Below are 13,063 nucleotides of genomic sequence, written 5' to 3'. Positions count from 1 at the left end.
TGCGCATAGCGCCATCGGCGGCGTTGCGCCGATGGCCAGACTTCCTGCGTCGAGAAACAACCTCTTGACGCTTCACAACCGTCACGCACCCGGCAGTTGTCATCCGCCACGCATAGCCACCGCCCGCGTAGCGGTGCGCCTGCGCTTCCTCGGCTTGCATGGCCAGACGAGCATATCGATTGCCGTCGTCGCCGTGGTCGTACAACGACTGATGCTCGAAGCGCTCGGTCGAGTCGAGCCGAGCGTGCTTCAGGTTCTCCGGGCCGGCTTCGACTCGCATCAGCCTCAGCGGGCGGGATATAGCCGACCGCTTCCATCAGCCGATGATGGTTGTACCAGGCGACCCATTCCAGCGTTGCCAGTTCGACGGATTCCCTTGTTTTCCAAGGGGCGCGCCGATGAATCAGTTCCGTCTTTCCCTGTAGTTACTCCACTTGCCTTAAACACGGAAACCATGCCCCTCGGCGGCATCGCGTTGCCGTACGTCGCTACCCTGTCACCGGCGACCGTCGCACTTCCGAGAGATAGATCAGGATCAGCGACACCCACACGATCCCATACAGGAACATGAAGCACGTCGTGCGCACGCGCAGCACGTCGAGCAGCACGCCGAACAGGATCGGCAGCAGGAACCCGCCGAGCCCGCCCGCGAGCCCGACGATGCCCGTCACGACGCCCATGTTGTCGGGGAAATCGTCGGCGACGTACTTGAAGGTCGACGCCATCCCGAGCGCGAACACCGCGCCCAGCACGAAGATCAGCGCGACGAAGCCGGCCACTGGCATCGCGACGTTCAGCGTCGCGGTGCCGTCGATCGTGTGGATCACGAAGTCGGTCGCCGGGTACGACAGCAGGAACAGCACGATCCATGCGACCCACAGCCCCCACCACGTGACCGCATGCGCGCCGAAGCGGTCGGACAGCGCGCCGCCGAGCGCGCGCAGCACGGAGCCCGGCAGCGAGAAGCCGGCCGCGAACGCGGACGCCATCACGAGCGACATCCCGTATTCGCTCTTCAGGTACTGCGGAATCCACAGCGACAGCGCGGTGAAGCCGCCGAACGTGATCGAGTAGTACTGGCAGAGCCGCCATACGCGCGGGTCGCGCAGCACCTTGAACGAATCGAGCATCGATCCGCCGCGCTTGCCCGCGCCCGGATCGGGCGCCGACGCAAACCAGAAGATCGCGGCCGTCACCAAAAGCGCGACCGCATAGACGCGCGGCACGAAGCGCCAGCCGTACGCGCCGAGCAGCAGCGGCGTGACGAACAGGTTGACGGCCGCGCCGACCGTGCCCGCGCCGAACACGCCCATCGCGAGCCCGCGCCGCTGCGGCGGGAAAAAGCGCGCGACATACGGCGTGCCGACCGCGAACGACGCGCCGACGCAGCCCAGAAACAGCCCGATCAGCAGGAACTGCCACAGCTGCGTCGCGTAGCTGACGATGTAGACGGGCACCGCGCACACGACGAGCAGCACCGTCATCACGATGCGGCCGCCGAAGCGGTCGGTCCACGTGCCGAGCGGCAGACGCATCAGCGCGCCGGTCAGCACCGGCGTCGACGTGAGCAGCCCGAACTCCGTGCTGTTCAGCCCGAGATCGGTGCGCAACTGCACGCCGAGCACGCCGAACATCATCCACACGACGAAACACACCATGAACGCGAGCGTGCTCGCGGCCAGCACCGACCACGCACGCAGCGGCACGGCCGGCGCATTCGCGACCGGCCCGGCATTACCTTGTTGAGTTGCCATATGCAAAACCCCGTTTCATTGAACCAGCGGCCCGTTCGCACCGTCGAATTGCACGCCTTCGACACGTGCGCCGCCCGCGAGAATCGCCACGTACTGCCGCATCGCCTGCTGCCGCACGCGCGCCGCCAGGTACGCGGCGATCTGGTCGGCTGCTTCGTCGAACGGCACCGCGTCGCCCGGCACGCGGCGCTCGATGCGCACGATGTGGAAGCCGAAGCGCGTGTTGACCAGCTTCGGCAGCACGCCAACGCCGTCGGTATCGAACAGCGCGGCCTCGAATTCCGGCACCGTGTCGCCGCGCAGCAGTTGCCCGAGGCTGCCGCCCACTTCCGCCGACGGGCAATTCGACGATGCACGCGCGATCGCTTCGAACGTATCGGGCGCGGCCACCACGTCGGCGAGCGCCCGTTCCGCGCGCTGCCGCAGCGGCGCGAGCGGCACGCGGTCCGTCATCGCGAACAGCACGTGGCTCGCATAGACGATGTCGTTGCGCCGAAAACGCGCCGGATGCTGCGCGTAATAGCGTTCGCAAGCCGCGCGATCGGGATCAGGCACGTGGGTCAGTTCGCGTTCCAGCAATGCGTCGACGGCCGCATCGTCGAGCGGCGCGCCTGCGTCGAGCAGCGCGAGCGACACCGCGCGTTGCCGCAGCAGTTCGCGCACCGCGAGCGCACGCCGCGCCGCATCGAGCGGGTCGGGCGCGTCGGCGTGATGCGCAGCTTCGGCCGCGATCGCATCGTCGTCGATCGCGACGTCGTTGATGCGCAACGCGACCGGTGCATCGGAGAGAACGTCGTTCATGCGGCCTCCTCAGCGCTTGCGCACGAGCTGGTATGGACGGATCAGGTACGCGACCGACGCGATCCCGCTCCAGATGTGCACCATCCGCGTGAACGGCGACACGAGGAAGATCGTGAAGCCGAGCAGGATATGCAGCCGGTACGTGAGCGGTACGCCGACGAGCAGGCTCGCGATGTCCGGACGGAACGTGACGACGCCCTTCACGTAGTCGGTCAGTTGTTCGAACATCACGCCGTCCATGTGGCGCGTCGACAGCACGACGGTGCCGAGCCCGAGCGCGAGCTGCGCCCACAGCATCAGCACGATCAGGATGTCGGACGTGCGGCTGTTCTTGCGAATACGTGCGTCGCCGAGGCGCCGCCAGATCAGGATCGAGAGCCCGATGATCGCCGCGACGCCGGCCGCGCCCCCCGCCACCATCGCGACCAACTGGTGCCCGGACGCCGACAGGAACGGCGATACGAGCCAGTGCGGCGCGAGGAAGCCGCCGAAGTGCCCGAGCACGACGACCAGCACGCCCCAGTGGAACAGGTTGCTGCCGAGCCGCAGCATGCCGTGGCGCAGCAGTTGCGACGAATCGCTTTTCCACGTGTACTGCTCGCGGTCGAAGCGGATCAGGCTGCCGACCAGCAGTACGGCAAGGCAGATGTACGGGTAGATCCCGAACAGAAACTGATGCAGGTAAGCGTTCATGTCGTTCCCCAGTTGGACCCGCGCTTACGCGCCGCGGGCCGGCCGCTTGTCATGGAACCGCACCGTCTGCTCCGCGTGCGCCGGTGTTGCTGCGCCGACGAAGCGCACTGCCTCGTCCGCATACGACGCGTCGAGTGCGCGGTAGTCCGCCGCGCTCGGCCGCTCGGCGGCCACGTCGTCGTCGGCCGCCTCCAGCGCATCGGCGGGCGCAAGGCCGGCCATCGGCAGCAACGCCCCGACAACGAAGTTGTAATGGCTCCCGCGCTGCGCGAGCTGCCCGGCCAGCGCACGCAGGATCTCGCCGGTTTCGGCGAGCAGCTTGCGCGCATCGGGCGCCGGCAGCCGCGACAGGTATTCGAGAAACACGGGCAGGTAGTCGGGCAGTTCGCCCGGGTTCAGGAACAACCCGTGCCGCTCGTACATCTGCAGCAGGTCGACCATCGCCTGCCCGCGGTCGCGCGATTCGCCGTGCACGTGCTCGAACAGGTGCAGCGACGTCGCGCGGCCGCGATCGAACAGCCCGACGTAGTTCTCCTGCAGCGTCAGCAGATCGCGCTCGCGCACGTATGCAAGGAACCGGTCGAGGCCCGCGCGCACTGCTTTCGGCAAGCGCGCGCTCTCGCGCAGGTGCGTGTCGATCGAATCGAGCGCGGCGACGAGCGACTCGTCGGGATAGTCGAGCAGCGCCGCGAGCGCCGCATAGGTCGGATCGGGTGCGTTGCTCGTCATCGGGAAACCTCGTGAATCGGAATCGTCTTGTTGCCCTTTCTCGGGCTGAACAGGCTGGCGTCGGAACGGCCGTCCGAGCAGCCGTTGCCGAACGAGAAGCCGCACGACGCACGCAGGTCGTACGCGTTCTCCGCGTACTCCCGGTGCGTGGTCGGGATCACGAAACGATCCTCATAGTTCGCGATCGCGAGATAGCGGTACATCTCCTCGACCTGCGCGAGCGACAGCCCGACCTGATCGAGCACGCCGCGTGCGTCGATGCCGTCCACGTGGCGCGCGCGCATGAACGCGCGCATCGCGAGCAGCCGTTCGAGCGCGAGCTTCACGGGTGCCTCGTCGCCGGCCGTCAGCAGGTTCGCGAGATACCGCAGCGGAATGCGCAGCGAGTCGACGTCCGGCAGGTAGCCGTTCATGCCGAGATCGCCGCTGTTGGCAGCCGCGTTGATCGGCGACAGCGGCGGCACGTACCACACCATCGGCAGCGTCCGGTATTCCGGATGCAGCGGAAACGCGATCTTCCAGTCGATCGCCATCTTGTAGGTCGGTGAACGCCGCGCGGCCTCGATCCACGCGGCCGGCACGCCGTCGCGCTCGGCCTGGGCGATCACGGCCGGATCGGCCGGGTCGAGGAACAGCGACAGTTGCGCTTCGTACAGATCCTTCTCGTTCTCCGCGCTGGCCGCCTCGCTGATCCGGTCCGCGTCGTACAGCAGCACGCCGAGATAGCGGATGCGGCCCACGCAGGTTTCCGAGCACACGGTCGGCTGGCCGGCCTCGGTACGCGGATAGCAGAAGATGCACTTCTCGGCCTTGCCGCTCTGCCAGTTGTAGTAGATCTTCTTGTACGGGCACCCCGACACGCACATGCGCCAGCCGCGGCACTTGTCCTGGTCGATCAGCACGATGCCGTCTTCCTCGCGCTTGTAGATCGAGCCCGACGGGCACGCAGCGACGCATGCCGGATTCAGGCAGTGCTCGCAGAGCCGCGGCAGATACATCATGAAGGTGTTCTCGAACTGGCCGTAGATATCCTTCTGCACGTGCTCGAAGTTGTAGTCCTTCGCGCGCTTCTCGAACTCGCCGCCGAGGATTTCCTCCCAGTTCGGCCCCCACTCGATCTTCTCGAGCCGCTGGCCGCTGATCAGCGAGCGCGGCCGCGCGACCGGCATCGCGCGCGTGTTGCCAGCTTCCTGAAGATGCGCGTAGTCGAACGTGAACGGCTCGTAGTAGTCGTCGATCTCGGGCAGGTGCGGGTTCGCGAAAATCTGCGCGAGCAGCCGCCACTTGCTGCCCAGCCGCGGCTCGATCCTGCCGTCCGCGCGGCGCTGCCAGCCGCCGTGCCAGCGGTCCTGGTTCTCCCAGTCCTTCGGATAGCCGATGCCCGGCTTCGTCTCGACGTTGTTGAACCACGCGTACTCCATCCCTTCGCGGCTGGTCCACACGTTCTTGCAGGTCACCGAGCAGGTATGGCACCCGATGCACTTGTCGAGGTTCAGCACCATCGCGATCTGTGCGCGTACTTTCATGACGTTTCTCCGGTGCGGACGTTCGACGTATCGGCGACGGTCTCTGCCCCGTCGAGCCAGTCGACCTTGTTCATCCTGCGCACGATCAGGAACTCGTCGCGATTCGAGCCGACCGTGCCGTAATAGTTGAAGCCGTACGACAGTTGCGCGTAGCCGCCGATCATGTGAGTTGGCTTCAGTGCGATGCGCGTGACCGAGTTATGAATGCCGCCACGCGTGCCAGTAATCTCAGATCCCGGCGTGTTTACGACCTTTTCCTGCGCGTGGTACATCATCACCATCCCGGATGGAATGCGCTGGCTCACCACGGCCCGCGCGCACAATGCGCCGTTCGAGTTGTAGCACTCGATCCAGTCGTTATCGACCGCGCCGATCGCCTTCGCGTCGTCCTCCGACATCCATACGATCGGACCGCCGCGCGACAGCGTCAGCATCAGCAGATTGTCTGTGTACGTGCTGTGAATGCCCCACTTCTGGTGCGGCGTCAGGAAGTTCAGCACGCGCTCGGGGTTTCCGTTCGAGCGCTTGCCGACCATGTGCGCGTAGCTGCCCGTGTCGATCGGCGGCTTGTACACGCACAGCGACTCGCCGAACGCGCGCATCCACGCGTGATCCTGGTACAGCTGCTGACGGCCCGTAAGCGTGCGCCACGGCACCAGCTCGTGCACGTTCACGTAGCCCGCGTTGTACGACACGTGTTCGGACTCGATCCCGCTCCACGTCGGCGACGAGATGATCTTGCGCGGCTGCGCCTGGATGTCGCGGAAGCGAATCTTCTCGTCCGCGCGCGCGGCCGCCAAGTGCGTGTGATCGATGCCGGTGATGCCGGACAGCGCACGCCAGGCCTTCACCGCCACTTCGCCGTTGGTCTCGGGTGCGAGCGCAAGGATCACCTCGGCCGCATCGAGCGCCGTGTCGATGCGCGGACGCCCTTGCGCCGCGCCGTCGGCGACCGTGTAGTTGAGCTCGCCGAGCAGCTTCACTTCGTCCTGCGTGTCCCAGCCGATCCCCTTGCCGCCGTTGCCGAGCTTGTCCATCAACGGCCCGAGCGACGTGAAGCGCGCATGGGTGTTCGGATAGTCGCGCTCGACGACGATCACGTTCGCCATCGTGCGGCCCGGCACCGGTTCGCATTCGCCGCGCTTCCAGTCCTGCACGTCGAACGGCTGCGCGAGTTCCCCCGGCGTATCGTGCGCGATCGGCGCGAGCACGACGTCGCGCTCAACGCCCAGATGCCCGTCGCACAGCTCGGAGAAGCGCTTCGCGATCCCCTTGAAGATCTCCCAGTCGCTCTTCGATTCCCATGCGGGGTCGACCGCCGCCGACAACGGATGGATGAACGGGTGCATGTCGGACGTGTTCATGTCGTCCTTCTCGTACCAGGTCGCGGTCGGCAGCACGACGTCCGAATACATGCAGGTCGTCGACATTCGGAAGTCGAGCGTCACGAGCAGGTCGAGCTTGCCGCGCGGCGCTTCGTCGTGCCACGTCACTTCCTCGGGACGCCCGCCGCCGGTCGCACCTAGATCCTCGCCCTGCACGCCGTTGGTGGTGCCGAGCAGGTGCTTCAGGAAATACTCGTGGCCCTTGCCCGACGAGCCGAGCAGGTTCGAGCGCCACACGAACAGGTTGCGCGGGAAGTTGTCGGGAGAGTCCGGATCCTCGCACGCCATCCGGAGCGTGCCGGCCTTCAACCGTTGCGCAATGTCGGCGCCGGCGCGTGCGGGATCGCCGAGCGCCGCGCCGACCTTCAACGGGTTCGTCGCGAGCTGCGGAGCGGACGGCAGCCAGCCCATCCGCTCCGCGCGCACGTTGTAATCGATCGGCGCGCCGTGGAACCGCGACTTGTCCGCGAGCGGCGACAGCAGCGTGGCCGGGTCCATCGGGTCGTAGCGCCACTGGTCGGTGTGCGCGTAGAAGAACGACGTCGAATTCATCTGGCGCGGCGGGCGGCTCCAGTCGAGCGCGCCCGACAGCGCCGTCCAGCCCGTCTGCGGCCGCAGCTTCTCCTGGCCCACATAGTGCGACCAGCCGCCGCCCGGCTTGCCGATGCAGCCGCACATGATCAGCATGTTCATGATCGCGCGGTACGACATGTCCATGTGGAACCAGTGGTTGATCCCCGCGCCGATGATCACCATCGACTTGCCTTGCGTCTTGTGCGCGTTCTCCGCGAATTGCCGCGCGACCGAGATCACGTCCGCGCGCTTCACGCCCGTAATCGCCTCCTGCCACGCCGGCGTGTACGGCAGGTCGTCGTCGTAGCTCGCGGCCACGTCGTGCCCGCCCAGCCCCTGGTCGAGCCCGTAGTTCGCGACGAACAGGTCGTAGACGGTCGCGACCAGCATGTCGCCGTTGCGCGTCGCGATGCGTCGCACGCCGATCCGCCGCGACAACTCGGACGCGTGCCGCGTCGAGTTGAAATGCGCGTGCGGGCGGTTGCCGAAGTACGGGAACAGCACGTCGACCACATCGTCGTGCGCAGCCGTGCACGACAGTCTCGGCGACAGCGCCGCGCCCTTCGACGTCTCGCCGCGCAGGTTCCACTTGCCCTTGTCACCCGAACCGTCCTTGGCTTGCTGGCTCCAGCGGAAGCCGACCGAGCCGACCGGCACGACGAATTCGCCGTTCGCGTCGTCGATCATCACGGTCTTCCACTCCGGATGCGCGGCTTCGTCGAGCGCGTCGTCGAAGTCGGACGCGCGCACGAGGCGCTCGGGCACGTAGGCGTCGCCGTGCGGCACGAGGCGCACGAGGCACGGCATGTCGGTGTAGCGCTTGCAGTAGTCGGCGAAGTAGTCGCTCTTGCCGGCCAAATGAAACTCTTTCAGGATCACGTGACCCATCGCGAGCGCGAGCGCCGCGTCGGTGCCCTGCATCGGATGCAGCCACAGATCGCCGAACTTCGCGCCCTCCGAGTAGTCGGGAAACACCGACACGACCTTCGTGCCGCGATAGCGCGCCTCGACGAGGAAGTGCGCGTCCGGCGTGCGCGTCTGCGGAACATTGGAGCCCCACATCATGATGAACGTCGAGTTGTACCAGTCGGCCGATTCCGGCACGTCGGTCTGCTCGCCCCAGGTTTGCGGCGACGCGGGCGGCAGATCGCAGTACCAGTCGTAGAAGCTCAGGCACACGCCGCCGATCAGCGACAGGTAGCGCGAGCCCGCCGCGTACGACACCATCGACATCGCCGGAATCGGCGAGAAGCCGACCACGCGGTCGGGGCCGTAGCGCTCGACCGTGTAGACGTTTGCGGCCGCAACGATCTCGTCGACCTCGCTCCAGCTCGAACGCACGAAGCCGCCCAGTCCGCGCCGGCTCTGGTACGAACGCCTTGCTTCGTCGTCCTCGACGATCGAGCGCCAGGCATCGACGGGGGCCAGCGTGCGGCGACGTTCGCGCCACAACTTCACGAGCGCGCTGCGCACCATCGGGTGCTTGAGACGGTTCGCGCTGTACAGATACCAGGAGTACGACGCACCGCGCGAGCAGCCGCGCGGCTCGTGGTTAGGCATGTCGGGACGCGTGCGCGGATAGTCGGTCTGCTGGGTTTCCCAGGTGACGATCCCGCCTTTCACATAGACCTTCCACGAGCACGAGCCCGTGCAGTTCACGCCGTGGGTCGAGCGAACGATCTTGTCGTGCTGCCAGCGCATCCTGTAACCGTCTTCCCATTTGCGGTCTTCGTCGGTGACGGCGCCGTGTCCGGCGGAAAAGCGCGGCCTCGTGGTGGAGAAATAACGCAATCTATCCAGGAAATGGCTCATGGGGATCTCGTTTTTCCGGTCTTTTTGGCAGACCCTGATTATTTAAGGAGGTGAAATAGCGGTTGTAAAGAACGATCGGCATTCGAAATCAAACCGTTTCGCCGTTGTCACCGTAATCGAACCCCATTGTCGCGCGGATCGAAATATCATTAATTGATACAAATCACGGTATCGCGCATCCGTTTGCAGCAACGACACTGGATAGCGCCTCAGCGATTCCCGCATCACAAACGCACGATTGCCGACCTGAACCGCCCCGACTTTTGTGGAGGCTCCAACTCTTGAGAGAATGGAGCTATGAACAAAAAGCCAAGCAAGTTTTCCCCGGAAGTCCGAGAGCGCGCAGTGCGCCTGGTACCCGAGCAGCGTAGCGAGCACCCGTCGATGTGGGCGGCCGTCGAATCGATTGCGCCGATGATCGGCTGCACGCCGCAGACGCTGTTGGATTGGGTTAAGCGCGACGAGGTCGACCGTGGAGAGCGCGATGGCGTGAGTCCGGCCGAGCGTGAACGCATCAAAGCCTTGGAGCGCGAGGTCAAGGAACTACGCCGGACCAACGAGATTCTCAAACTGGCGACCGCATTTTTCGCCTAGGCGGAGCTCGACCGCCGTTTCAAGTCCTGAAGGCCTTCATTGATCAGCATCGCGACACCTTCGGGGTCGAGCCGATCTGCAAGGTCTTGCGGATTGCCCCGTCGGGCTACCGACGCCATGCAGCACAACTTCGCGATCCGTCGAAACGCTGCACCCGCGCGAAACGCGATGAGCTTTTGCAACCGGAGATCAAGCGTGTCTGGCAGGCCAACATGCAGGTCCACGGCGTGCCGAAGGTCTGGAAGCAGATGAACCGGGAAGACATTGCGATGGCACGCTGCACGGTCGGACGGTTGATGAAGCTGCAGGGCTTGCGTGGCGCAGTTCGCGGTATGCGTGTTCGCACAACGATTGCCGATGTGAGCGCGCCGCGCCCGCTGGACCGAGTCAACCGGCAGTTCAAGGCTGACCGACCGAATCAGCTCTCGGATTTTACGTATGTCTCGACATGGCAAGGCTGGCTGTACGTAGCATTCGTGATCGACGTGTTCGCCCGCCGTATTGTTGGCTGGCGCGTCAGCTCGTCGATGACCACGGACTTTGTTCTGGATGCACTTGAACAAGCGCTGTACGCCCGCCAACCGGGCGAGGACGGGACTTTGATACACCACTCCGATAGAGGGGCCCAATACGTCAGCATTCGCTACAGCGAACGGCTGGCTGAGGCCGGCATCGAGCCGTCGGTCGGCGGCCGGCGGCCGTGGCGACAGCTACGACAATGCGCTGGCCGAAACGATCAACGGCCTGTACAAGACGGAACTGATTCATCGGCGCGCCCCTTGGAAAACAAGGGAATCCGTCGAACTGGCAACGCTGGAATGGGTCGCCTGGTACAACCATCATCGGCAGATGGAACCGCTCGGCTATATCCCGCCTGCTGAGGCAAACTACTACGGGCAACTCAGAAATGCCGCTGACGTGTCCGCATTAACTTAAACCAACCAGCCTCCACGATGCAAATTGGTCACTGACTGCGACTTGCGAAGAGCGGTGTCAACTCCGCTGCGGCGTCGGTAGAGGATGTCACGCGTTGTGCGGCACTCGAGTTTGACCGGGCAATCGCACTATCGGGATAAGGTTCCCTCTTGCTAGCACTTCCGCCCCGGTGTTAGCGTTGGCACGCGGCCGCGAATGGCGGTTCTGGGGACGACACGAACGGCTCTGAACGACCCACAACAGCCTGCCGTGGTTTCTGAAAGCGGCCGTTAGGGGTGTCTGTCTCTCTCAAGCAGGTTGGAGCTTGCGCGCACAAAGACCATAGTCCATCGACGTAAATGCCGAGAATCCGAGTTCGACCAGCACAGACTGCAGTCGGTTGGTAAGCGAAATCCCAAAGACCTCCAGGATCGAATAACCAGGATCGCAAGAGTGAGAATTGTGGTCCCCGTATTGAATGAACCTGGTAACGCCGCCTTCCATGTGGAGCCCCCGCGAGTTCGGCGATGCTCTCCAGATTTGCTCGGCAACGGCAACGTTCGCAGGAGTAGCAACGACCCAAGTGTGTCGGACTCTTGCGATCACTTCTTGAATACGAGCGCGGAAATCAGGATCTACGATAAGTGCGACAGTGTCTTTCATCGGTATTCGCCCTCTCTCGTTGCTGGAATTCATCCCATCAGGGACAAGCGAACTAAAGGAGTCCGATGGCGATCCTCGACCATCTATCCAGCGATGTCGAATGTCAAAAACTGGCCGGCAGCTGCCGGTCGGCCTTCAATAGCTGGCCGAGCGGCCCACTTCGGGCGCCGTGCGGCCCGCTGGCAAACTCAAGCTTCAGTCCACCGGATCCCGCCATGAAACAGAATCACTTCGACAAAGATCCTCGCGGTGAGCTTTGGCGATGCCAACTACGCACGCCGTGACTCGTTTCCTAGAGTTTCTACGTCGAAACTATCGATTTCGACGTCCACACAAGGATCGCGCATTGACGGCGCCAACTGACAGATTTATACGTACGTATCAACCGCCGACGTATTCGCCACGGCAGGCAGACAACGTTCAGCACTGCTCCGATTTGACCGTCAATTCGAACGAAAGCCTATCAACAGGCTGCACCTGCTCCAGCGCTCTAAGATAGCGATGGACCGGCACAGCACCAAGTTGCTCATCATGAACACGAAGCAACGCTTCGAGTGCAGTCCGTTCCGCATCCGTCAAAATCCACTTGCCACCCCGCTCTGCCCGCGCAATGCACTGGTTGAGTGCAGAGTCTGCGGAGCGATACAGTTCCGTTTCACCGTCGGAACGCAAATAGAACGCGAGTGCGAGCATATTGGACAGAGTGGCGATCGACTCAACATCACCACGGCCGTCGCAAAGCAACGCAAGTGCGAGATGGTGCTTGAGAGAAAGACGACGGGCGTGATCAATCGGAAGTGGTAACAGTTGCGCCTTCGTCAGTGGCGGTCGGCGCCGGGTAGAGTGTTTTCGCATAGCTTGATCGTGAGTACAGGCAACATCAAGACTTACCGGCTGGCTGGCGTCAGCGTGGCCGCCAATCCGCGCGTGTCCAAGCATCTCAAAGCTTCGGGCGCGGAAGTCATGTCTTGTGGCCCCGGCGCTCTAGTTCAATCCTGGTACGCTCCAATTCTCGCGCGAACGTGGCCTCATCCGGGAGGATCGTCTGATACTCCGCTGCGAGTATCTTATTCGAAGGTGGAGGTATCCGGAATTTCGTGTGTGAGGCGGGTTGAGATTCAGATTCCAATGTTGAATCGTTCCGGGTGAAGCAGCGCGAACTGGGTCATCGCGCTCTTCCAATCGTGCCGAGAGCCGGTCCACTTGGCCACGACGTTGCGCAGCGCCAGCCAGATCAGTTTGAGCGCGGCCTCGTCCGACGGGAAGTGGCCGCGCGCCTTGATGATCTTGCGCACGCCCGGCGCACCGCAAAGAACGGGATCACGCGATCCCAGGCGTTGCGCCACGCGCTACTGACAGTCGGGAATTTCTGACCCCACGGCCCATCCGCAAACGCATCGAGTTCGGCCTGAGCGGCTTCCGCGCTGGGCGCGGCGTAGATCGGCTTGATCGCCGCGGCCAAGCCTCGGCGGTCCTTCCAACTGGCGTAATCGAGGCTGTTGCGGATGAGGTGGACGATGCAGGTCTGCAGCGTGGTGGCCGGGAATACGGCGGCCAGCGCTTCGGGCATGCCCTTGAGCCCGTCAGTGACGGCAATCAGGATGTCGTGAACGCCGCG

7 protein-coding genes, 4 pseudogenes and 1 other annotated feature are annotated in these 13,063 nt (G+C 64.1%); of the genes and pseudogenes, 1 reads left to right on the top strand and 10 read right to left on the bottom strand.

Annotated features, from left to right (window positions below; genetic code table 11):
• Positions 1-76 precede the first annotated feature (76 nt).
• From WT24_RS33875 to WT24_RS29045, 8 genes and pseudogenes are all read right to left on the bottom strand, one after another.
• Positions 77-283, bottom strand: a pseudogene (locus tag WT24_RS33875) (type VI secretion system tip protein VgrG); the annotation flags it as partial.
• Positions 273-416 (bottom strand): annotated as a pseudogene (locus WT24_RS34745) (IS3 family transposase); the annotation flags it as partial. The pseudogenes WT24_RS33875 and WT24_RS34745, both read right to left, overlap by 11 nt.
• A gap of 72 nt (positions 417-488) precedes the next feature.
• Positions 489-1,754, bottom strand: a complete 1,266-nt coding sequence (locus WT24_RS29070; protein ID WP_060036697.1) for a nitrate/nitrite transporter — start codon at positions 1,752-1,754, stop codon at positions 489-491.
• A gap of 15 nt (positions 1,755-1,769) precedes the next feature.
• The gene (locus WT24_RS29065; RefSeq protein WP_060036695.1) at positions 1,770-2,555 is read right to left on the bottom strand and encodes a peptidylprolyl isomerase; all 786 of its coding nucleotides are present in this window, start codon (positions 2,553-2,555) and stop codon (positions 1,770-1,772) included.
• Between the two features lie 9 nt (positions 2,556-2,564).
• A complete protein-coding gene (gene narI / locus WT24_RS29060) occupies positions 2,565-3,248 on the bottom strand; it encodes a respiratory nitrate reductase subunit gamma (RefSeq protein WP_060036693.1) in 684 nt (227 codons plus the stop codon).
• A 24-nt stretch (positions 3,249-3,272) separates the two neighbouring features.
• Positions 3,273-3,977, bottom strand: coding sequence for a nitrate reductase molybdenum cofactor assembly chaperone (gene narJ, locus WT24_RS29055; protein WP_060036691.1), 705 nt, complete (start codon positions 3,975-3,977; stop codon positions 3,273-3,275).
• Positions 3,974-5,503, bottom strand: coding sequence for a nitrate reductase subunit beta (gene narH, locus WT24_RS29050; RefSeq protein WP_060036689.1), 1,530 nt, complete (start codon positions 5,501-5,503; stop codon positions 3,974-3,976). The genes narJ and narH overlap by 4 nt, the downstream gene beginning before the upstream one ends.
• Positions 5,500-9,273, bottom strand: a complete 3,774-nt coding sequence (locus WT24_RS29045) for a nitrate reductase subunit alpha (RefSeq protein WP_060036687.1) — start codon at positions 9,271-9,273, stop codon at positions 5,500-5,502. Before WT24_RS29045 ends, narH begins: the two co-directional genes overlap by 4 nt.
• A gap of 297 nt (positions 9,274-9,570) precedes the next feature.
• Here WT24_RS29045 and WT24_RS33870 point away from each other — a divergent pair.
• Positions 9,571-10,803: pseudogene (locus WT24_RS33870) on the top strand (IS3 family transposase).
• Positions 9,852-9,968: a sequence feature (AL1L pseudoknot), on the top strand. Its footprint overlaps the pseudogene before it by 117 nt.
• Before the next feature lie 1,062 nt (positions 10,804-11,865).
• Here WT24_RS33870 and WT24_RS33865 read toward each other — a convergent pair.
• On the bottom strand, positions 11,866-12,300 hold the full coding sequence (locus WT24_RS33865; protein WP_082742318.1) for a hypothetical protein: 435 nt from the start codon (positions 12,298-12,300) through the stop codon (positions 11,866-11,868).
• 263 nt (positions 12,301-12,563) lie between these two features.
• Positions 12,564-13,063 (bottom strand): annotated as a pseudogene (locus WT24_RS33860) (transposase); the annotation flags it as partial.

Origin of the sequence: Burkholderia sp. MSMB1078WGS, from assembly GCF_001528895.1 — a bacterium.
Lineage (GTDB): Bacteria > Pseudomonadota > Gammaproteobacteria > Burkholderiales > Burkholderiaceae > Burkholderia.
This window is presented reverse-complemented; position numbering and strand designations above follow the sequence as displayed.